22 protein-coding genes (2 of these 22 running past the window's edge) are annotated in these 22,500 nt (G+C 42.7%); 7 read left to right on the top strand and 15 right to left on the bottom strand.

Features of this window, described 5'->3' with window-relative positions; all coding sequences use genetic code 11:
- The 3 genes in view from QC759_RS12040 to QC759_RS12030 are tightly spaced (at most 20 nt apart) and all read right to left on the bottom strand, a layout consistent with a single transcriptional unit that may run on beyond the window.
- A protein-coding gene (locus QC759_RS12040) for an ABC transporter ATP-binding protein (protein ID WP_048072952.1) crosses the window boundary here: on the bottom strand, positions 1-209 show its start. The gene continues 541 nt to the left of window position 1, outside the view; only the first 209 of its 750 coding nucleotides appear in the window; its start codon is at positions 207-209; its stop codon lies off the left edge, out of view.
- Complete coding sequence (locus QC759_RS12035) at positions 203-940, bottom strand: ABC transporter permease (protein ID WP_048072953.1); 738 nt, start codon at positions 938-940, stop codon at positions 203-205. Before QC759_RS12035 ends, QC759_RS12040 begins: the two co-directional genes overlap by 7 nt.
- 20 nt (positions 941-960) lie before the next feature.
- Complete coding sequence (locus QC759_RS12030) at positions 961-1,914, bottom strand: ABC transporter substrate-binding protein (protein WP_048072954.1); 954 nt, start codon at positions 1,912-1,914, stop codon at positions 961-963.
- Positions 1,915-2,130: 216 nt separating this feature from the next.
- On the opposite strand from QC759_RS12030, the gene ftsA reads away from it, so the two are divergent.
- Positions 2,131-3,471 (top strand): coenzyme F390 synthetase, encoded by a 1,341-nt coding sequence (gene ftsA, locus QC759_RS12025; protein WP_048072955.1) that lies wholly within the window; start codon positions 2,131-2,133, stop codon positions 3,469-3,471.
- Between the two features lie 111 nt (positions 3,472-3,582).
- Here the strand turns inward: ftsA and QC759_RS12020 are convergent, their stop codons facing one another.
- From QC759_RS12020 to hisF, 4 genes are all read right to left on the bottom strand, one after another.
- Complete coding sequence (locus tag QC759_RS12020) at positions 3,583-4,143, bottom strand: zinc ribbon domain-containing protein (protein ID WP_144405532.1); 561 nt, start codon at positions 4,141-4,143, stop codon at positions 3,583-3,585.
- 183 nt (positions 4,144-4,326) lie between these two features.
- Complete coding sequence (locus QC759_RS12015) at positions 4,327-4,791, bottom strand: helix-turn-helix domain-containing protein (protein ID WP_048072957.1); 465 nt, start codon at positions 4,789-4,791, stop codon at positions 4,327-4,329.
- Positions 4,792-4,885: 94 nt separating this feature from the next.
- Positions 4,886-5,668, bottom strand: a complete 783-nt coding sequence (locus QC759_RS12010; RefSeq protein ID WP_052399919.1) for a hypothetical protein — start codon at positions 5,666-5,668, stop codon at positions 4,886-4,888.
- A 305-nt stretch (positions 5,669-5,973) separates the two neighbouring features.
- Positions 5,974-6,741: an imidazole glycerol phosphate synthase subunit HisF gene (gene hisF, locus QC759_RS12005; protein WP_243686897.1), complete on the bottom strand. Its 768-nt coding sequence runs from the start codon at positions 6,739-6,741 to the stop codon at positions 5,974-5,976.
- Between the two features lie 122 nt (positions 6,742-6,863).
- On the opposite strand from hisF, the gene truD reads away from it, so the two are divergent.
- A complete protein-coding gene (truD, locus tag QC759_RS12000) occupies positions 6,864-8,117 on the top strand; it encodes a tRNA pseudouridine(13) synthase TruD (RefSeq protein WP_048072959.1) in 1,254 nt (417 codons plus the stop codon).
- Positions 8,118-8,667: 550 nt separating this feature from the next.
- On the opposite strand, the gene QC759_RS11995 is transcribed toward truD, so the two are convergent.
- From QC759_RS11995 to QC759_RS11985, 3 genes are all read right to left on the bottom strand, one after another.
- Positions 8,668-8,814, bottom strand: a complete 147-nt coding sequence (locus QC759_RS11995) for a YHS domain-containing protein (protein ID WP_081944528.1) — start codon at positions 8,812-8,814, stop codon at positions 8,668-8,670.
- A 72-nt stretch (positions 8,815-8,886) separates the two neighbouring features.
- Positions 8,887-11,331 carry a heavy metal translocating P-type ATPase gene (locus QC759_RS11990; protein WP_048072960.1) on the bottom strand — a complete coding sequence of 815 codons (2,445 nt, stop codon included), beginning with the start codon at positions 11,329-11,331 and terminating at the stop codon, positions 8,887-8,889.
- Positions 11,332-11,408: 77 nt separating this feature from the next.
- Positions 11,409-12,701, bottom strand: coding sequence for a metal-dependent hydrolase family protein (locus QC759_RS11985; protein WP_279845894.1), 1,293 nt, complete (start codon positions 12,699-12,701; stop codon positions 11,409-11,411).
- A gap of 550 nt (positions 12,702-13,251) precedes the next feature.
- On the opposite strand from QC759_RS11985, the gene QC759_RS11980 reads away from it, so the two are divergent.
- The 4 genes from QC759_RS11980 (at position 13,252) to QC759_RS11965 (ending at position 15,060) form a co-directional block, all read left to right on the top strand.
- Positions 13,252-13,602 carry a DUF5518 domain-containing protein gene (locus QC759_RS11980; protein WP_048072961.1) on the top strand — a complete coding sequence of 117 codons (351 nt, stop codon included), beginning with the start codon at positions 13,252-13,254 and terminating at the stop codon, positions 13,600-13,602.
- Between the two features lie 59 nt (positions 13,603-13,661).
- Positions 13,662-14,024: a DUF5518 domain-containing protein gene (locus QC759_RS11975; RefSeq protein WP_048072962.1), complete on the top strand. Its 363-nt coding sequence runs from the start codon at positions 13,662-13,664 to the stop codon at positions 14,022-14,024.
- A 168-nt stretch (positions 14,025-14,192) separates the two neighbouring features.
- Positions 14,193-14,606 carry a DUF5518 domain-containing protein gene (locus QC759_RS11970; RefSeq protein ID WP_048072963.1) on the top strand — a complete coding sequence of 138 codons (414 nt, stop codon included), beginning with the start codon at positions 14,193-14,195 and terminating at the stop codon, positions 14,604-14,606.
- 43 nt (positions 14,607-14,649) lie between these two features.
- Positions 14,650-15,060 carry a DUF5518 domain-containing protein gene (locus QC759_RS11965; RefSeq protein WP_048072964.1) on the top strand — a complete coding sequence of 137 codons (411 nt, stop codon included), beginning with the start codon at positions 14,650-14,652 and terminating at the stop codon, positions 15,058-15,060.
- 194 nt (positions 15,061-15,254) lie between these two features.
- Here QC759_RS11965 and QC759_RS11960 read toward each other — a convergent pair whose 3' ends face one another.
- The 5 genes from QC759_RS11960 to QC759_RS11940 form a co-directional block, all read right to left on the bottom strand.
- Positions 15,255-15,653, bottom strand: coding sequence for a DUF126 domain-containing protein (locus QC759_RS11960; RefSeq protein ID WP_048073886.1), 399 nt, complete (start codon positions 15,651-15,653; stop codon positions 15,255-15,257).
- Positions 15,654-15,828: 175 nt separating this feature from the next.
- Positions 15,829-16,728 carry a hypothetical protein gene (locus QC759_RS11955; RefSeq protein ID WP_048072965.1) on the bottom strand — a complete coding sequence of 300 codons (900 nt, stop codon included), beginning with the start codon at positions 16,726-16,728 and terminating at the stop codon, positions 15,829-15,831.
- Between the two features lie 211 nt (positions 16,729-16,939).
- On the bottom strand, positions 16,940-17,857 hold the full coding sequence (locus QC759_RS11950) for a hypothetical protein (RefSeq protein WP_048072966.1): 918 nt from the start codon (positions 17,855-17,857) through the stop codon (positions 16,940-16,942).
- A 158-nt stretch (positions 17,858-18,015) separates the two neighbouring features.
- Positions 18,016-19,365 (bottom strand): adenylosuccinate lyase, encoded by a 1,350-nt coding sequence (gene purB / locus QC759_RS11945; RefSeq protein WP_048072967.1) that lies wholly within the window; start codon positions 19,363-19,365, stop codon positions 18,016-18,018.
- A gap of 181 nt (positions 19,366-19,546) precedes the next feature.
- The gene (locus QC759_RS11940) at positions 19,547-19,708 is read right to left on the bottom strand and encodes a preprotein translocase subunit Sec61beta (protein WP_048072968.1); all 162 of its coding nucleotides are present in this window, start codon (positions 19,706-19,708) and stop codon (positions 19,547-19,549) included.
- A gap of 314 nt (positions 19,709-20,022) precedes the next feature.
- Between QC759_RS11940 and polC the strand changes: the two genes are divergently transcribed.
- A protein-coding gene (gene polC, locus QC759_RS11935) for a DNA polymerase II large subunit (protein ID WP_048072969.1) crosses the window boundary here: on the top strand, positions 20,023-22,500 show its 5' portion. 849 nt of this gene lie beyond the right edge of the window; 2,478 of the gene's 3,327 nt are visible here — the first part of the coding sequence; its start codon is at positions 20,023-20,025; its stop codon lies beyond the right edge, outside the window.

Raw genomic sequence — 22,500 nt, 5'->3', positions numbered from 1 at the left:
TCATTTTCCCCCTCCAGAACACGGCCACTGGTGGGAAAATCCAGCCCAGCAATCATCCGGAGCAGGGTGGTCTTTCCACAACCCGATGGGCCTACTATGCACAGAAACTCCCCTTCAGCCACGTTAAGGTTAATGGGATTCAGAGCCAACTGTTCCCCCTCATTATGGGAGGTAAAACTTTTAGTAACATTTTCCAGGGTTATCACCAACTCACCTCCTTCTCCACTCTGCTGAAAAGATAATCAGCACTCAATCCTATAATTCCAATGATCAACATCCCCACCAGGGCACTGCCAGTGTCTAACATGCTGGTGGAAGTGAATATGAGGTAGCCCAGGCCACTATTTGACCCGATCATCTCGGCAGCCACGGTACACATCAAACCCACACCCACACCTACCTTCAATCCAGTGATGATGCTGGGTAGAGAAGCAGGTATCACCACCTTTTGTAGTGTCTGGAACTGGCTGGCTCCCAGGGTATAAGCAGACTCTAAAAAGACTTTATCCACTCGTTTAACTCCGTCCATGGTGTTGATGAGTATTGGAAAAACACTACCTACAAATATTATGAAAATGGCTGATTCTAAACCCACACCAAACCATAAAATGGCAAAGGGTATCCAGGCGATAGGGGGAATAGGTCTAAGGATACCAATCAACAAACTGGAAAGATCATGTGCAGTTTTGGACCATCCCATTAAGATACCCAGGGGAATGCCCACCACTGCAGAAACCAGTAAACCAGATATAACCCGTAACAATGTTAAGGAAGTATCGGCAATCAGTTGCCCATTAATAAGAAGGGATTTAAATGATTCTAAAACTTCAGAAGGGCTGGGTAAGAAGTAAGATGGTATTAATCCAGTGTATGAAGTTAAAATAGCCCAGATTATAATTATGGCCACAGGTAATAGGGATGAAACTAATATTTTCCTCATTCATAATCACCTAACACGGTTTAACCACCTAAAAAGCTTGTATCAAATATTTCATCGGATGTAAGGTTTTTTTTCAAGTATCCCATGTTATTTTCAAGGGCCATGAACCTCAAAACATTATCCTGGAATTCTTTATCTACGGAGGAGACAAATATGATGTGCTGGAGGGACATAGTCTCCACATTGTAGTTGGTGGTTAACTCTTGGGTCACCATCTCTGCAGTTTCATTGGGATGGGTTCTAACATATTCTGTGGAGTTTTGGTGGATTTCCAGAAATTTTTGCAGTTCATCGGGGTGTTCATTGATAAATTTCTCGCTGGTGATTATCACACAGCAGGGATGGCCTTCGATTATATCATTGGAGTATATCAACACTTCCCCAATGTCCATATAGGGTGCAATGGATACGAAAGGTTCGTAGGAGATGTAGGCATCCACTTTATGGGCGGCCAGGGTGGAAGGAATGTTGTAAACATTCATGGATATAATGTCCACGTCTGCGGAGGTAATGTTGTATTTTTGCAATTCATACATTAATAGGACCTGTTGAATGGAGCTAACACCGGGGGTAGCTATGGTTTTATTTTTCAAATCTGCCGGGCTGGTAATGGATGAGTTGGGTTCAACCACAATCCCACTACCCACCAGATTGACTGCCCCTACGACTTTGATGGGGATCCCCTTACTTATCCCCTGTAAGGTGGGAGTTATCCCCACGTAGCCGATGTCCAGATCACCACTGGCCACAGCATCCACGATATTAGATCCCGTGCTAATTTGTGTGGTTTTAACTTTTAAACCATTTTTTTCATAGGTTTGATTGTTCTTAGCCACAAAAAGGGCGGCGCTGTGGTCGCATGGTAAATATCCTACCTTTATAGCATCGGGGTCCTGCTGATCAATAAATTCCCATGCACCCCAGATAGGGAGTACAATCACCAAAAATAGAATAATGATTCTATAAGCCTTCATGGGTCTCTTTATAATTTATAATGTACTGGGAGTTTCTGAATCAATTTGTCCATAGTTTATGCCCGTTCTTGATGGTTCCCCTATAGTTACACTGGGACCCGTTGATCTTTGGATACATACAGGGTATGGTTCACAATTATTATTAAGTTTGTGGGCACTAATAGAATAACTACTAATCTTACACTTTGGGAACTAACAAATTACGGGGGATTTTTAATGGATTATTTCCGGGAAGAAATGGAAACTATGCCTCGAGATGAATTAGATGCCCTGATAGATGAACGCATCCGTTACACGGTTAAGTATGCTGCGGATAATTCTCTTTTTTACCAGAAATGGTTCCGAAAAAATAATATAAAACCAGCGGATATCCGGGAACATGAAGATCTACGTGAACTGCCCATAATATCTGGAAAAACAGTCCGTGAACATCAACCTCCCTCTGCTAGCGAGTTTGAGTTTAAAAGCATTGACTGGAACGAGGTCTTCACCATCCATGAAACCAGTGGAACCAGTGGAACTCCCAAGTCCTTCTTTTTAACCTGGGAAGATTGGAACCGGTATGCAGAGAAGTACTCCCGCTCATTTGTCAGTCAGAACTTCGGGGTTGGTGATAGAGTGGTGGTCTGTGCTTCCTACGGCATGAACGTAGGGGCCAACACCATGACCTTGGCTGCCCAGAAAATTGGCATGACCATTATACCCACGGGTAAGTGCACCTTCCCCGTGCGCATAATGAGACATTATCAACCCACGGGAATTGTGGGCAGTGTTTTTAAATTAATACGCCTGGCCCGCCGGATGAAAAAAGAAGGATTGGATCCACATGACTCCAGTATTAAAAGGCTGGTGGCTGGAGGTGAAAGTTTTGCAGAGGAGTCCCGTGCTTATGTGGAGAAATTATGGGGTGTTCCAGTTTACAACACCTACGGTAGCACTGAGGGAACCATGTGTGGAGAATGTCAGGAAAAGGTAGGATTGCATGTTCCCGAAGACATGGTGCACCTCGATGTGTACAATCCCCAGATGGAAGATTTTGTGGTGGAAGGAGAATGTGGTAGAATAGTTCTAACCACGCTACTGCCACCTGGAGCCAAATCTGGGAATTTACTTTTGAACTATGATACTGAGGACACCACGGTTGTGGTTAGCCGTGATAAATGTCCCTGTGGCCGCACCCACCTGCGCATTCTGAATCCAGAAAGGGAAGCAGAAACAGTATGGGTTTCGGGCTCGCCATTTAACCGTGTGGATATAGAGAAAGGGGTTTTTCAACCAGAGAATATGGATTACCTCACTGGAGAATACGAGGCCTTTCTGTATGGGGATGAGTCTGAAGTTACCCTCCGGGTTAGTATGGAATGCCATGATACTCCGGACCGTAATTTGGAACTGGTACAGGAGAATTTCCTTAAATCATTCCTGGAATACAAACCTGCCCTATCTGAAGCACATCAGGATGGTCTCTTTAACATTAACTTCAATTTTACTGAACCGGAAGGTCTTGAATTTTATAAGATCAGGGGTAGGCCTAAGCGTTTGGTTGATCGTCGCTGAGAGTAAATGGGCATTTATTTTTTCCGGGTAATTGGTGGGTGGAAATAGGTGCAGGGAATATTGATTCTTGGATTGGATCCAGTTTTAAATTTAAATGCCTTTACCATGGGATTAATAATAATCAAATACCTGCACAGTCCACTGTACCTGATTAGCAGGAAAATCGGGGATATCAATGTTAACCATGTAATTTCCCGGACTGGTCTGATGTTGCAGACTCATGGTTTTGGGGGATGTATCCCCTCCATTCCAGGCCAGATCATCGCCCGATGTAGCTCCACTGGATCCGTAGATCTGGCACTTTAAACTGGTTTCTGGAGATAAGGGCTGAGCAGTTAGGTAAACCTTCATTTTCTTCCCTTTAATCTGAAAGGACATTACATCATCAGAAGTTCCATTGTAAACTGCGATCTGATTCCAGGATGCCTGGGTGGAAAGGAAAGAATCAGTACTATTTATATTCACCGAGGTACTGGGCCACAATAGGGCAACTGTAACTATGAACAGGATTATAATTCCTATAAAAATTAATTTAAGGTTTCCAATGGAAAAACCATCATCCTTTTTGCTATCAGACTTTTTAGGAGGTTGTTTAACCTTCAACGTTTCACCACAAAACTCGCAGATAGCGGCATCATCCTGATTTTCATGTCTACATTTAGGACAAATCATCTTATCCACCCTTTTTAGAATAGTTATTTTAATTTTTAGGGTTGAGAATATTTATGTTTATCTTAATTTGGTAATAGTTCTCGGGGGCTGTCCGGTTCCCTTTTGTGGTGTGTAAATCGTTTTTAACTATTTATAATTAAAGAGGATTTTTAAAAGAGAGGGATAGAGTGAAAAGTAAGTAGATCATTTATTAAAGTTTTCAACTTCTAAAACCTGTATAGAATTAGTAGGGCAGTTTAACTGGCATTCTAAACAACCACAACAGTCTGCGGTGTCTATGTTGCATTTTAAATCTTTGATGGCAATGTTGTTCATGAGGCAGGCATCCACGCACACTCCACACCCGATACAGCTATCCTTAACTTTGGCCTGGAATTCGTCCTCTATGAGTATGCCCACAATTGTACGGGTGTTATCAATATTTCCCGTGAGAGAATAGGTCATGTATAAAAAGTCACGGTTACAGCAACCGGTTACAGCTTCAGCAACTTCAATTGAGCTCCATGAAAGATTTCTACCATTTAAATAGTGCGAAACAGTTGAACGGTCCATTCCCAGCTTTTCAGCAATATCTTTTTGGAAGTAACCCTGTTCCCTTAGCTTCACCGCTGCCAGGTACTTTAATCCGGATGCAATATGTTTAGGCATAATAATTCACCATGTGTATCAATTACACATTAATCATTGCTTCATATTTATAGGTTTGCTAACCTTAAGCCCATAGGGATAGTCACTTATTATCTTAATAACAGGGATTAGCCTCTAGATTAAGTTCATCCACCCCTAAAATGAATTTTCTATTCTGTTCCTTCACCAAATTGTAGGGTTGGGCAGTGAATGACTCGTAAACAATAGCCGGAACTCCTTTCTTGATTAATGGGATGGTAGTATAGGCAGTGCTACTGGGATTGGGTGCAGAATAGTAGGGAACACCTTCCACCAGGTTAGTTAGGTTATGGGCGATGTCCAGTGAGGTGCCCTTGGGTAGGGGGGTGAATAAAAACACCCTTTTGGAGTATTCTCCATCTGTACCGTGAACATCAATGGCCAGGGAGAAGCTTTCCTGGGCAATATCCGGAACCACGTATTTATTGGAAAGTACTTGTCCGTTCATTCTCCCTTTTGAAAAATCAGAAGCATATTTGGTGACGTTAATGTAATAAAGGTAATAACAGTATTTTAGAGACTGGGAGTTCTCTTTGATATTTTCTCCTAGGGCTTTGTGGGCAACGTGTTCACGGGGATGTTCTCCCAGTATGTAAGCCACTTTCACTGGAGAACTGACGTTCCCGTAGGGTCCAATTTTAGCCACAGTTCCATATGACTCATTTCCCAGCACGACGCTGGTTACGATGGGTGTTGGTGAAGGCTCTTCTGCAGAATAAACATTATAGAGGGGAATCATTACCATGAATAAACATAAAACTGTAAATATTCCTAGAATGAGTTGATGATGTGGATGGTCCCTTATTTTATTTTTTAGACCTTCCATCTTCTTTTTCAAAACCGTAAATTTAGCCTTCACTGCACCGCCCCATTGGAAAGATGTCTATCCCTGGCCATATATAAACTATACTCTTCATGGGACTAAAGTGGACGGGATAGTAAGTTTAAATTGCTTAAGCAATTACTAAACCTTAATTACTCCCGGAACATGGTTATAAACTATATTTATGGATTTTTTGACAGTTTATAAAATTCGAATTATTGGCTGAGGTTTTATTTAAAAAAATAGGAACAGAAAAATATTTTAAAAAAAAATGGGTGATAAATTGCCGGGTGAGAGTTGGTATATCCAATGCAAATACCATGGTTTATTGAATTTAGAACCTAAATCAGGACTTCAACTCCATTTTCTTTCAGATATTCTTTAACTTCTCCAATACTCAGCAGACGATAATGGAAAACTGAGGCAGCCAAGAGTATTGATGCACCTCCTTCAAAAACACCATCTTTAAAATCTGAAAGTTTACCTGCTCCTCCCGAGGCAATAACTGGAAGATTAACTGCATCAGAAATTGATCTAGTGAATTCCAGATCATATCCATTCTGAGTACCGTCTCCATCCATACTTGTGGGGAGAATTACTCCAGCACCTAATTTCTGGCATTCTTTGGCCCATCTAACAGCATCCAGGCCGGTGGTTTTGGTTCCTCCCGAGACTACCACTTCAAATCCCGAAGGCATCTGACTGTTGCGGCATCCGTCAATGGCCACTGTAATCCGTTCATTACCGTACTCACGAGCAGCCTCCCCTACTAGTTCCGGGTTTTTAACTGCGGCGCTGTTCATGGACACCTTATCAGCCCCGGCCTTAAAAGTGAGATCTATGTCTTCCATACTGGCGATCCCACCACCCATGGTGAGGGGAATATCAATAACTCCCGAGACATTCTGGACCCATTCCAGACGTGTTTTGCGGTTTTCCACGGTGGCTGCAATATCCAGCATAGCCAGTTCGTCTGCCCCCTCATCCTGGTATAATGTTGCGTTTTCTACTGGGTCACCCGCATCCTTTAAATCCACAAAATGAATACCCTTCACTACACGACCATCTTTCATATCCAGACAAGGCATAATTTTTACATTAGTCATCATACATTCCCCCTTCAAAGGCAATATGATTATTATCTTAACTGCATATAAAAAAATGAAGTTAAGATCGAATATAATTTATTTTTATACAGATATTTTTAAGAAGAAAAATGTGGTAAATCATCATGTTAAACGCAGAAACTTACATAACTTCTCAGAAGGGAATTGGGGGCGAAATCCGAACCATAAATGAAGATTTCTACGTGGAAGAAATCCCGGAAACTCCCCCCAGTGGTGAGGGACCCAACACCTGGATCTGGATTGAAAAGAACGGTAGAACCACTCTGGATGTTGTTCTGGATATTGCCCGGGAACTTAAAATCAACCGTAAACAGATGGGATTCGCGGGAATGAAAGATAAAAGGGCAATAACTCGACAATGGATTTGTATCAGTAATAAAACTCCTGAAGAACTTCAGGGACTGGAAGATAAGCTCCATCATGTTAAAATAATCAACATAGTTCCTAACCAGAAGAAATTACGTATGGGACAGTTGATCGGAAACAAGTTTCGTTTAATGGTGCGCGATGTGGGTGATACTGAACCAGCAGCTCAGGAAGCAACAAAAATCCTTAACGAACTGGAAAAAAGGGGAGTGGCCAATTATTATGGATTTCAGCGTTTCGGTAAGGACCGGCCCAACACCCACCTGGTGGGTAAAGCCCTGATCAAGGGAGGTGTTAAGGATGCGGTGGATCGCTACATTGGCCATCCCTATGACACCGAGCCCCGACACATTCAGGAAGCCCGCAGATTGTATGACCAGGGAGAACTGGAAGAATCCCTGGAATCAATGCCCAGTGGAATGAGATATGAAAAGATGATGCTACGTACCCTCATTAAAGAAAAAAATAAACGGGGGGAACTGGTTGAGAATTCCTACATCCGAGCGTTGCGTAGCCTTCCCAAACCCCTCAGCAGGATGTTTGTCCACGCGTATCAGTCCTATCTGTTCAACCGGGCAGTCAGCGAACGCAGTAAACTGGGCATTGACCAGTACGTGGAAGGGGATATTCTGATCGACAACGAAGAACACCTGATCCATGAATTTTCCCGGGAAGAAATTAATCAGGAGATAAAGAATTTCCAGGCCCATCCTTCCTCACCTCTTTATGGTAGTAAAGTGCCCCTGGCTGGTGGTAAGCTGGGAGAGATGGAGCAGAAAATTTTGGATGAGGAAAACCTTAAACTGGATGATTTCGAGGTACCTCCCATGCCTAAATTAGGTAGTCATGGCATACGCCGGGCCATGAGGTTCAGGATATGGGATGTTGCTGCCGAGGCAACTGAAGAAGGAGTACTGTTGAGTTTTTCCATTCCCAAAGGTTGCTACGCTACCAGTGTTCTTCGAGAGGTTATGAAGAAAGATGTTTATTGAGGAAGCTCTTAAAATGGTTCGAGAGACTCTAATAATGTAAATAGATTCAAAATAAACGTTTATTAAGGAGTAGGATACAGTGAATATTTTAAACGCTATTTTAGGTGCTATTGGAGGGATGTTAATAGCCCTTCTGCTTTTAATGGTCTACAACAGATTTAATCAGAAAAAATAGAAAAACTGCGGGTTTTTTCCCTAACGATGTTTACATCGTGGTAAGTGGAAATTTATCCATTTTACCTACCTTATGTGGTAAAAAAACATAGATTTGAAAACTATAGTCCTTTGTACTTTTTTTAATAATTTTTTTACTTCTCCCATGCTCTTACCAAAGTCACATGGAATATGGGGTTATATGTTAGGTTACCCCTCAAATTGAGGGGTGCCCCCTCAGTAATTTATCTAAAATTATGGTTTCGTAAGATAGTTCAGTTCTAAAATAGGTTCAAGGTTCTAAAAATAAGTTAAAACTAAAAATAATTTAAAGTATTATCTAGAAAAGTTAAAGTTTTTCAAAAAAAAGAAGGTTTTGAAGAAAAATAATGGTTTCTTATTCTTCTGCGTACTTTTCAGGATTTTCATCAAACTCTTTTTTACATCCCGGGGCACAGAAGTAATATTTTTTCCCCTGGTATTCACTGACCCATTTTGCACTTTTCTCATCCACATCCATTTTACATATCGGATCCACGGCCATCTTCATCACTCCTATTTAATCGCTTCAATTTTATCTGGAGTTCCTGTTTATTATTTTTTAAGAACTATCTCTCTAAGAACTATCTCTTAATTCTAATTTCTTAGAGGGGGGCAGGTATCCTTTTAACAGGAGGGAAAGGGTCACCACGGTCACTGAACTTAGAGCCATAGCCAAACCAGCATATTCCGGTCGGAAAGTAATCCCAAATGAAGGATAAAGTAATCCTGCGGCCACTGGTATCAAGATTACATTGTAAGCGAATGCCCAAAATAAATTGAGCTTAATACGTCCCATTACCTTGCTAGAAAGCTGAACTCCGGCCACGGCGTCCAGTAAATCATCCTTGATAAGAACGATCTCCCCGCTTTCAATGGCCACATCCGTACCCCCACCAATGGCTATTCCCACATCGGCCTGGGCCAGGGCTGGGGCATCGTTTATACCATCCCCCACAAATGCCACTACTTCTCCCTTATCCTGGAGCCGTTTAACCTCTGCAGATTTATCTTCAGGTAGAACTCCAGCCATCACTTTATCTATACCTATCCTGTTAGCAATGGCCTCGGCAGTCCTCTTATTGTCCCCAGTTATCATGACCACCTCTAGCCCCATTTTTTTAAGTTCGCTTATGGCTTGGGGAGTGTTCTCTTTCAGAGTATCGGCCACACCCAGGATACCAGAGAGAAGATTATCCACGGCCACCAGGACGGCAGTTTTACCCTCTTCTTCCAGTTTCGAAATTAGTTCCTCTTCTGTATCCTGAATCAGGATGCCATTATCATTAAGTAAAGTTCTGTTCCCAATAAGCACGTTTTTCCGGCCAACCATGGCTGAAACCCCTTTACCTCCGAAGGTGTTAAATTCTTCAGCCTCATGTAAGTTGAGATCGTTATCTTGGGCTTTGGTGACAATTGCTTTTGCCAGGGGGTGTTGTGAATTACTTTCCACACTGGCCGCCAGTTCTAATAAATATTTATCATCCATAGTAATTCCTATGATGTTGGTAACCTCTGGTTTGCCCTTAGTCAGTGTCCCGGTTTTATCAAAGAGAAATGTGGTTAATTTTTCTGATATTTCCAGTGCTTCACCGTTTTTAACCAGAATACCCAGCTCCGCCCCTCTACCTATTCCAACGGTAACTGCCGTAGGAGTGGCCAAACCCAGAGCACAGGGACAGGCTACCACCAGGATGGATATGAGCACAGTGAGTCCGAAAAGAAGAGTGCTTCCCAGAAGGAAATACCATACCAGAAAGGCCACAATAGCCACGGTTAAGACAGTGGGAATGAAATAAGTAACAGCCTGGTCTGCTATTCTCTGCACTGGTGGCTTGGATCCTTGGGCAGATTCCACCAACTTAATAATCTGAGCCAAAACCGTGTCTCTACCGATTTTTCCGGCCTGAAAATTCAAAACCCCGTTTTGGTTAATGGTACCACCCACCACACTAGAACCTGCTATTTTAAGGGAAGGAATGGGTTCCCCGGTGATCATGGACTCATCAACATAACTTTCACCCGAAATTACCTTTCCATCCACGGGTATCTTATCTCCGGGCTTGACCAGTACCGTATCTCCCACCATCACCTCTTCCACGGGCACAATAGTTTCAACTCCATCTTCACGGAGGACCAGGGCGGTTTTGGCCTGGAGGCCTATCAGTTTCTTTATGGCAGTGCCAGTACGGCCTTTGGCACGGGCTTCCATCCACCGGCCCAGCATGAGGAAACCAGCCAGCATCAGAGCCGTCTCGTAGAACATAAATTCTGGGGTGAGTACTAGGTTGAAGGTTCCCAGAATACTGGAGACAAAAGCCACCCCTATACCCATGGAATACATCACATCCATGTTTAAACTACGATTCTGGAGGGAACGATAAGCAGCAGAGAAAATAGGATAACTCACATAGATAAAGGGGAGGATGGTAACCACCAGCATGAAGTAACTCATGTTAAAGGGTAGCATGATACCAGAATACATTAAAACCATTAACGGAATGGAGAAAACAAAGGCCACAATGAAGCGATTCCTTTTATCCTTCAGATCTGCTTCACGGAGCTTTTCCTCCTGATCTTCCAGCAGTTCTCCTTCCACCCCCAAGTATTCGTATCCCAAATTTTCGATAGCTTCTTTCATTTCCGTAACACTGGTCATCTGAGGATTGTAAGTCACATAGGCTTTTTCCGCCGCCAGGTTCACGTTCACCTGGCTGATTCCATCAATCTTTTTCAAAACTCCCTCAATGGCCTGCACACACATGGCACAGGTCATGCCTCCCACCTTGATGACCACTTGCTGATTAACCACACCGTAACCTGCTTCTTCCACTGACTTTTCCAGTTTCTGCAGTTCTACCTTCTCGGGATCGTACTCCACAGTAGCTTTTTCAGTACCAAAGTTAACCTGGGCCTCTTCCACCCCTTCCAATCCCTGCAGGGTTTTTTCAACGTTAAGGGCGCATGAAGCGCAATGCATACCTGAAATCTTGATTTCAGCCTTTTTCTTAGAATTTGCCATGTTAATCCTGCCTTTGGAATTTGATTCTATTTGATTTTTTAACTCCTCTGATCTATGAATATTCATAGTTCATGGTTTTAGACATCTTTAAAACTATTTTCCTGCATTCTAATGTCTTTAAATATCTTCCCTTCCTTCACTACCACCTGGATGTTATCCGGGTTTCCCAGTGACTGGATATCAGTGAGGGGATTGGTGGCACAGATCACCACATCGGCCAGTTTCCCGGGTTCAATGGTACCAATCTTATCCTGCCATCCCAGAAGTTCAGCGGCATGTTTGGTACCAGCCTGTAACGCTTCCATGGGTTCCATGCCCGCTTTACAAAGGAGTCCCAGTTCTCGCAGATTCTGTCCGTGGGGACCTATTCCACTGTCAGTCCCCATAACTATCTTAACCCCGGCCTTTAAGGCACTCTGCACACTTTCCTGGTTTTTAAAGTAAACATCCCGGGTATCTTCCTGGCTGTATTCAGGGAGCTCTCCTGCTTCCAGTTTTTCCAGGTTTATCTTGTGCACCAGCATGGTGGGCACCATCCAGGAATCAGTTTCCAGCAACAGGTCAATACATTCGGGGTCCAGGTAAGTCCCGTGTTCAATGGATCGGATACCTGATTTTAAAGCGTTTTTAATGCCCTGAGATCCATGGGCATGGGCCATAACTCCCAGACCACGGAAAGATGCTTCTTCCACGATTACCTGTAACTCTTCCCGGGTAAATTGGGGATGCTCTGGACTATCATTGGCACTTATAACTCCTCCAGTTACCATAACTTTTACCACATCGGCACCAGCCCTTAAAACTTCTCTAACCCTTTTTCGAACTTCGTCCTTACCATCGCAGACTGATTCGGGTAGTCCAGGGTAGGTGGTTTTAACCTGGTGGCCAGATTTCAGTTGCAGATCGAAGTGTCCTCCACTTACAGAAAGGGGCATGATACTGATTTGGAGCCGGGGGCCAGGGATTATGCCCTGTTCCACTGCAGTTTTAACTCCAAAATCTGCCATACCTGCATCTCGGACAGTGGTAACCCCGGCATTAAGTGTTTTTTTCAGATTCACTGTGGCCTGATAAAAATATAAGGATAAAGGAGTAAATAGGGGATCTTCAAAGCGGAAACCGGTGAACATCAGATGGACATGGCAGTCAATGAAGCCCGGGAGTATAAAACCTTCCTGAGCATCAATATATTTGATTTTTTCATGGGGGTGCTTAATGGAATCTTCAACGCCTGCCGCTATGATCTGCTGATCTTTGATTAAAACTCCTGCATTTTCCAGGGGCTTCCCGCCGTTACCATCTATAAGAGTCCCATTATGGATGAATAAATACACCATTTCACCGTCCTTCCGACTTAATCCCTGATTCATTTAGTATATCCAATTCTTGAGATTTTCAATCTAAATTTTTTTCTTGGTTCTCTGACCTAGTGGCCAGTAAGTGATTATTGTCAGTTATGGGTCTTATTTTTATCTGGAGAGGTGTGCTAAAAAATAGATACTGAATTACCAGGAGAAATTAAGTGGTGTTATGGATTTTTTTTCATTATTATTTGTGAGGGCTCTTTCAGTTGTGGGCCATACACTTTCTTTTGGTTCGTCTATCTCTAAAATGAAAGAAAATAATATTAAGGACATGGTAGGGATATAATAAATATTAATTGGAAGGGGGTGAAATTGGGCGCAAATTGAACTAGTGGTTCTAATCAAAATCTTCTTTTCCCAGTGTAGTTTACTTGCCGCGAAAAACTTGAGCGCATAGTGATTTTCATGGTAACAGTGGTATTAATGGTTTGCCTTTTGTTATTTAGGTGCCATTGAGTAGTTCTTATTACATTTCTATAACTTCACGGCAGAGAACATGCATTGCGGGGTTAAGATAAGTTGTTGAATAATAAATGCTTTTATGGAGGTGAAAAGCATGGTTGAAGTTAAATGGACTCCAGTTATAATCGGTTTGGTAATTGCAATAATACTGGGACTGATCATTGACATGATTCTGCCCGGATGGAGCATAATAGCTTACCTCATAGCCACCATATATGTTGGTTACACTGTGGGTGGTGGCTACACCAACGGAGCCATCCACGGAGCACTCGTCGGAGTGGTAGCAGGTATTATCGCCGGAATTATATTAATGATCATCGGTGGAGCTGTTGCTGGATTAGTTGGAGTAGGTGCCGGCATATTAGCACTGATCATAGCCATCATAGTTGAAGCTATCATTGGTGCCATAGGCGGAGCCATAGGAGCCGCAATTAAAGGAGAATAGAAAAACACCATTTTTCTATTTCTTTATTTATTTTTTTTATTTTTACAAGAGGTGAAATAATGGACATTGACTGGGGAGCAGTAATCGTAGGATTCATCTTATCCATAATATTAGGGGCCATTTTTGGCCTGATTATACCGGCAGTGGGTTCAATTATAGGTTTACTCCTGGCGGGAATAGTGGTCGGTTACATGGCCGGTGGAAGTGCCGGTAATGGTTTAGCTAATGGAGCGATATCCGGTTTATTCGGGGCCATTGTATTGTCTATTTTATTGCTCATATTCGGAACCCTTATCCTGGGATTAATAGGATTTGCCGCAGCCACCCTGACTTCACTGTTCCTGTTTATAGCCTTCTTCGGGGTCATGATCATGATGGCCATTGGAGGGGCCGTAGGTGCTTTAATAAAAGGAGAAGCATAGAAAAGTTCACAGTTTAATAAACTTTCCCCTATTTTTCTTTATTTTTCACACTGGGTTCCTTTATTTTTATATAGATTCCAATTTTTCATGAAAAATTCGTTAAATTTATTTAAGGACAGAATAACAAAATTTATACTGTTTAGTGAGTGTACTACTGAAGGTTTAAACATGATCGATCAAAAAAATATTATCATTGGAACAGTCCTTGCCCTAGTCCTGGTCTTTCTTTTTGGGCTGGTCCTGCCTTTTATTGGCGGTATTATAGCCATGATAGTGGCCAGCATTGTAGTCGGATATCTGGTAAATGAGAACGTGAAGAATGGTGCAATGCATGGTTCGGTGGTGGGATTTTTAACCGGTGTAATCTACATTCTCCTGATATATGCCATATACGGTTTCTCTAAGGAGATAGTCAGTGTTCTTATAACTCTTTATTTATTATTAATACCCATATACGTCCTTTTAGGTCTGGGCGGTGGAATTATCGGTTCGGTTATAAAAACAAGACGAAATTATGTAGAAATATCAGAAGAACCAGGTTCTGAGGAAGTTCCCCCAGAACAAACTGAGAAAAAGGAATAATGGTAAAAGATAATATCTCAAAATATAGGAAGAGGTGATTTTAGTGGTGGACTGGAAAGCAGTGGGTGTAGGTTCCATTATAAACGCAGTTTTAACCCTGGTGCTCCTAATTTCTGTCTTTCCCTTGTTCTTCGTTGGTCCCCTGGTAGGGGGTATGGTGGCAACCTACATTGGACGTGGAGAGAAAGAAGATGCACCAGTAGAGGGGGCGTTAACCGGAATCATCGGGGGAATTATAATAGGAATCCTTTTCATAGCTGGTTTCGGGGCTTTAAGTGCCATTATAGGTTTGGTATTTGCCAAAGTCGGGGTTGTTGCTGGTGCCATTACCGTAATAGCTGGTGTATTCTTCACTGTACTGGCCATATTCATTGGAGGAGTTCTAGGCCTGGTAGGAGGCTTTGTAGGAGCTGAAATCAGAGAAAATGGTAGAAAAGAAGTAATTGAAAATTAATTGATTTTACCAGAGATCAAGGATTGGTTAAGACAGGGAATCAATCCTTTATTCTTTTGGCTGTTTTTAGAATAAACTGGATTTTTAACCAAAATTGGGACTTTTTAACCAATGTATTTTCGACCCAAATTGTATTTTAACTAATTTTTAACCCATTTGCATGGTTATTTTTGGCACTGTTGATCTTTAGGGAATTAATCCAGGATCTTAATGATACCGGCATCGGCATCAACCTCAACCCGGTTGCCTTTTTTTAAGATTTTAAGAACATTCTCCTCTGGCTGGTCAACCATGGGGATACTGGCCATTATGGCTCCAGTGGCAATGATGGGCTCTGCTTCCAGGGCAACAATAGCCAGGGGAGCAGTTTTATTCTTGGCCATTTGATAGATCACGTAGGACCCCACAGTGGAACCCTTACCTGAGGGGATCACCAGAATTTGGTCACTGATATTCTGCTGGTAGAGTTCATGCTGTCTATCGGTTATATCTCCAGTCTGGGGATCAACACCACCCAGAAAGCTCAAGGGGTCACTGGAAATTATTACCTTTCCCTGGGCCTGGCCACGTGAAATTTTACGACATTTGATAATACGAGAAGTCATGGTATATGGTTCCTTTTTATTTTCCAATCATTCATTGTTTTTCTACCTTAATAATTCTCCACATTTGATATTTCCACTTTTAATAAAAAAAATAGAATTCAAGAAAAAAGGGGGAAAGGTTTTTTAGGCCTTTAAATCTGGGATTTGAAACCTTCCGTTCCGTTTATTCCAATTCTAATTCCACTCCACCAATTTTAGGCCTCATACAATTGTACAGGAGAGCCATTATGGAGTAAATTATGAATGTGAATATTAATGACCCCACAATGTTCCCTAAGAAGTAACCTAATCCTCCTGCGAAATTTCCAGCGATACAGTAGCTGATTAAGGCGGGTATGGCGAATATGAAGTTTACAATGGTTAGCACCACGGTGGTTATTATGGCCAGGGGTAATGGGGGTATTTTTTTGATTTCAAACATGTTTCCAGTTTTTGAGGAAAATTTCAGCCTCACACCACCAATTTTAGGGGCCAAGATGTTGTACAGGATGGCGCTGATGGCCGAGAATATAAAGGAACATATCAGAACCAGGATGGGTACTCCAATGACCATGATAATAATTCCAATTATTCCCAGGGCACTTAAACCCTCTAATCCCGTGGCGGCAGTGGCACTGATTGATATTAATGCCGCACCTTGTAGGGACACAGCCACGATAGGGGCTACTACCAACATCACCAAAAAGGTGAGAATGGTGTAAATGAGGGATAACATTAAAGATACAGGTATTACCGGGATGGACCTAACCTCTTTCATTTCAACCATTCCCAGCTTAATACCCCCAATTTTGGGCACCAGTAAGTTGTAGAGTAATGCGGTAACAAATGAAGATACAACACTGAATAGGAAAGATCCCACGGGTAAAACCAGTATCAAAGCCACAGCCATGGTGGCCATAAGGCTAGAAATTAAACTGGCTTCGGCTGGTAGGAAAACAGACACTACTCCCAGTATTAAGATTAATATTATTGCGTATATAAGTCCCAGAACTGCTGATATTGAAGAGGACATCAGAGTGAAGGGTACAATGGCTACAGATTTTATTTCCTTTAATTGTTCCATTTAAATTAACCTCCCAATGTAGAATTATTTAAATTCACTATAATTATGGTTATTCTATTTATTATTAATCTATTATAAGTCTGAAGGGAGTTTTCCCAGAACCCACTGTAATTTGCATCCTTAATAATTCTTTAAAAGAAGTGTTGGATTGTTTATTTCGGGATTTTTTGGGGAAAAATAAAAAAATGGGGGAAATAATTTTTTCCGGGTGTTATTCCAGTACCAATTTGATTCCACCGATTCTGGGCTGTAAGAAGTTGTAGAATACTGTGGCCAGTGCAATCATAATGAAGTACATTACGAACCAGGATATGGCATAGCTTATGAGCCAGATTATTGCTAGTACAACGTCTCCGGTCATTATACCCATTACTAATCCGTATATTGCACCTAAGACCGCCATTACCATGGATATGGAGAGTGCGGCAGGAACCACTGGAATGTTGGTTAACTCGAATCCATTGGCTGCTTCGGCGAATATGAGTTTTAGTCCACCGACCTTGGGTATTATGATGTTGTAGAATACGGCGAATAGTGTGTAGGCAATGAAAGTCAGGATGAACATGGCTATGGGCATGATGATGATCCAGAATAGGGCCCAAATGCCGGATATTGCGGCCATCATTCCTCCGGTTGGTAGTGTTGCATTGGTAACGTTGGTTGCATCGGCGGCTAAATTGGCGGCAACTGGGATTACTCCGCTGACCAGTGATAAAACTGAGCTACCTGCCAGTCCAATGTAGAGACCGGTTAAGAATGTTAAAATAGCGACTATAACTGATAGTATAATGGCGAAAGACATTACTGGAATCGATTTAACTACTTCTCCTTCCATACCTAGTTTTATGCCTCCTAATCTGGGTGCTAAGAGATTGTAGAGTAATGCCAGAATAAAGGCGTAAACTATGTTGAAGAAGAACGAGGTTAAAGGCCATAGGATAATGATTGATAATCCTAACACGGTTATGAAACCAGCGAACATGCTCACACCAGGTATGAGTGCTGCTATTGTCCCGAAGAATAGAATAACAAGAATTGCTGCGATAAAGGCTAGAATGGCGTGTATTGAAGAGGTCATCAATGTGAATGGTGCAGCTCGGATGTGTTTAATTTCTTTGATATCGACCATTTTTTCACCTCCCTTTATAATAAGTATCAATATTGTTTATTGTTGGTATTATATTAAATTTTCGTTACCAGAGGTGTAAAAGGAGCAAAATATGAAAAAATAAAAAAAATAAGGGAAAAATAGAGGTTATTTGGAATAGGTTCTATTTTAAAGAAGGTTTAAAACCATTCCTTTGATTTTTCCAGAACATTATCCACAATCTGTACTGAAGATCCCAGGTAAGTGTGGGGGTCCATAATTTCTTCCACTTCTGCGGGGCTCAGATAATCCTTTATCCCTTCCTGTTGGAGAACCACATCCTTAAGGTTGATATTTTTTTGGTTAGCTTCCAGAGCACATTTACGGACCAGTGCATAGGCGCTCTGCCTGCCCATTCCTTTCATGGTGAGTTCAGACATGAATCTTTCGGCCATGATAAGTCCACCAGTGAAGTTAAGGTTTCTTTCTATGTTTTCCGGGTAGAAAACCAGTTTTTCCATCAAACGGATGGTCAGGTTCAGTATGTAATCAGTTAGAATGGATGCCTCGGGGAGCATGATCCGCTCTGATGAGGAATTAGTAAGGTCCCGTTCATGCCATAAGGCGTTGTTCTGGAGTGCGGGTGAAGGGTATGCTTTAATAATCCGCGATACGCCGCAGATTCTCTCGGCGGTGATGGGGTTCATTTTATGAGGCATGGTACTGGAGCCCACCTGTTTTTCAGGGTCAAAACTTTCCCCTAACTCTTTGATTTCAGTACGTTGCAGGTTGCGAATTTCCAGGGCAATTTTATCCAGGGTGCTGGCCAGGTTAGCCAGGCTCATAACATATTCGGCATGATTATCCCGTTGCACCACCTGGTTGGAAATTAGCACCGCCGGGAGTCCCAGTATTTCTGAAACCTTACGGTGGACCTTCAATCCATCTTCACCCAAGGCGGCAGTGGTACCAACAGCTCCGGTCATCATACCCACACAAAGCCGTCCTTTACAGGATTCCAATCGTTCGTATTGTCGGTGGAGTTCATCTGCCCACAGGGCGAATTTCATCCCGTAGGTGGTGGGTAGGGCGTGCTGGCCATGGGTTCTACCTATACAAACTGTTTTTTTGTTTTCATCAGCTAATTTAAGGACTATCTTCACTAAACGGGTGATTTTATCCTGTATAATATCAATAGACTCCTGGAGTAAAAGGGACTGGGAACTGTCAATGATGTCATTGGAAGTAGCACCAAAATGGACGTATTCCCCAGCTTCACCATCACATACCTCGGCCAGAGCTTTTACAATAGAGGCAATATCGTGATTGGTTTCTTTTTCAATTTCTGCCACTCTTTCATTGGTCACATACCGGGTGCTGGCCTTACTCCTTATTTCCTGGGCGGCTTCTGGGGGTACCAGGCCCATTTGGGCTTCGGCTTCGGCCAGGGCTGCTTCTACTTCCAGCATTTTCTGAAGTTTATTCTCTGCTTCCCAGACTTTTTTCATTTCCGGGGTTCCATAACGAAATTCAATGGGGTGAATAGCCATGTTTTAAAACTCCTTAAAATCTACTTAAACTCTCTTAAAATATAAAATCCAATAAATTTCTTTTTAAAAAAACTTTACCAATAAAATCTTAGGCCTTAATTAATTAGGGGAGTAAATTGATGTTACTCCTCTGCATAGCATCAAAATGGGCCTAAATCCCAAAATAGGTTGTAATGTGGCCTTAGGAATATGAAAACCGGAGGGCTATGCAGAAAACAGCCAGGATTACTGTCATTATGACTACCTGTTCCGGGCTGAGCTTGGGGCCTTTGGTTTCCTCTTCAAAGTACCTTACCAGACCTGCTCCACTGGGGGGAAGGTATTTTTTTTCTTTCTTTGCCATTGAAATCACCGTTAATTTGATCTTGATTTAATAATGATTTATATTTAAATATTTAATTCACTTTATTTCATCAAAATTATTTATAATATCTATCTTAATTTTTACCGACTTATATTTATAGTGGTGGAGGGGGAGTGTTCTGGACATAAGTATAAATTATCACAGGATCAATTACCATTAATAGAGTTTAAATGATGTTTGGGGCGCACAGGGCTTGAATCGTATTTTTATCAGATTATAATCTTTAAATGTAACTCCAGACGTCTTTATGGGTTTATTATTTTAAACTAATATAAAAAATCAAGGGAATTAATATGGGATACTTTGAAACATTGGAAGAAGGCACAGCAAAGGCCTATAAGGTGGCAGAAGAGGCCCGGAAAAAAGGTCATGATATTGAACTTGAACCAGAAATACCCCTTGCTAAAAACCTGGCTGAACGTGTCGAGGGGCTGGTGGGTCCACCTGGGGTGGCTGAGAAGATTAAGAACATGGAAGACACCATGTCCCGTGAAGAGGTTGCATTTCATGTGGCCAAGGAGATAGTCACATCCGATGAGGTGATGAAGGCGGACCCGGGAAATAAAGACCAATTCAAAATAAAGGAAGAGGCTGCTGATCAGGCGGTGCGAACTGCTCTATCCATTATCACCGAGGGGGTAGTGGCAGCGCCATTGGAAGGAATAGCCCGAGTATCTATAAAAAGAAACTTTGACCAGACCTGGTATCTGGCCGTGTATTTCACGGGACCTATACGGAGTGCCGGTGGAACTGCCTCAGCACTGGCAGTTTTGGTCACCGATTACATACGCCGCAGTATGGGATTAGATGCTTACAGACCCACTGATGGGGAAATTGAACGTTATGTGGAGGAAGCAGAGCTTTACGAATCAGAAGTAACCAACTTGCAGTACTCACCCTCGCCGGATGAGGTCCGCACTGCCGCCAAGAACATACCAGTGGAAGTCACTGGTGAACCCACCGACCAGGTGGAAGTTTCCCACCGGGACCTGGAGCGTGTGGAAACCAACCATCTTCGGGGAGGTGCACTCCTGGCCATGGTGGAGGGGGTTATCCAAAAAGCCCCTAAAGTCTTGAAGTACGCCAAGATGTTGGATATGGATGGATGGGACTGGCTGGATGAGTTTTCCAAAACTAAAAAAGTGGAAAAGACGGAAGAAACCGATGAAGAATCCAAGGAAGAGGAAACTAAAATAGATGACAAATATATGAGGGATATCATCGGCGGGAGGCCTGTTTTAGCCTACCCTCAAACCAGAGGGGGCTTTCGTTTACGATATGGCCGGTCACGCAACACGGGACTGGCAGCCATGGGGGTGCACCCGGCCACCATGGAAATAGTGGAATTTCTGGCAGTGGGCACCCAGATGAAGATTGAGAGGCCCGGTAAGGGGAACTGTGTGGTTCCCTGTGACACTATTGACGGGCCCCTGGTAAAACTCAGAAACGGTGATGTGGTAAATGTAGATTCAGTGGAGGAAGCCCGAAAAATCAGGTCGCAGGTGGTGGAAATTATCTATCTCGGTGACATGTTAGTGGCGTTTGGGGAATTCCTCCGGAACAACCACCCTCTGTTACCCGCTGGCTGGTGTCAGGAATGGTGGATACAACTTTTGGAAAACTCAGACAGTTATGATGAAGGACAGAGACCAGAACTGGATCGTTATCTTCAGGAAGGAATCAGTGCTCCTCTGGCCTTTGAGTTATCTAAAAAGTACCAGATCCCCCTCCATCCAGATTACACCTACTTCTATCATGATGTAACCAGAAAGGACCTTAACTCATTACAATCCTGGTTAAACCAGGATATTGATGATCATAATATGGAAGATAGTCTGATACTGGATCCAGGGCCTGAAAAAAGAATACTGGAGTCTCTGGGAGTTCCGCACCGTGTGCAGGAGGGTAAAGTTGTCCTGGCTCCGGATGAGGCTTACACTCTTCTTAACACGTTAACACGGCCCCTGGACACAGAAGATAATATTTCTACCATGGCGGCTGTAAATCAGGTTTCATCAGTGGAGATAATGGCTAAAGCACCCACTTATTTGGGTGGAAGAGTAGGAAGGCCGGAAAAAACCAAGGAAAGAATGATGAAACCCGCACCCCATGCCTTGTTCCCCATAGGGACCAATGGGGGTAGCCGGAGAAACATTATCGATGCTGCCAAAAAGGGTAACATAACCGTGGACATTGCCCGGTGCAAGTGCACCAATCCGGAGTGTGGTGTGGGGTCCATGCAGGCCATCTGCCCGGTTTGCGGGGCACGTACAGTTCCATCCAGTTCCGGGAAAAAAAGAATAAATTTGGCTAACCTTCTCAGAAAGGCCTATAAAAATTCAGGAGTACGCAAACTGGATGAAATCAAAGGGGTGCAGGGAATGATATCCGAAGAAAAATTTCCAGAACCCCTGGAAAAAGGAATACTGCGTGCAAAAAATGGAGTATATACATTTAAAGATGCCACCATACGTCATGACTCTACAGATTTGCCTTTAACTCATTTCATACCTCGAGAGATAGGTGTAAGTCCTCAGAAACTTCGTGAAATCGGATACACTCATGATATCCATGGAGATGAGCTTAACGACCCTGATCAGGTAGTTGAGCTCCGTATACAGGATCTGGTAATATCCGAGGCCTGTGCCGAGTATCTGGTGCGTGTTTCACACTTCATTGATGACCTGCTGAAGAATTTCTATGAAATGGAACCATTCTACCAGGTTAAAACCAAAGAGGATCTGGTGGGACACCTGGCAGTTGGTCTGGCA

Origin of the sequence: Methanobacterium formicicum, from assembly GCF_029848115.1 — an archaeon.
Classification (GTDB): domain Archaea; phylum Methanobacteriota; class Methanobacteria; order Methanobacteriales; family Methanobacteriaceae; genus Methanobacterium; species Methanobacterium formicicum.
Note: the sequence above shows the minus strand (reverse complement) of the source record. Positions and strands in the feature narration are given on the sequence as shown.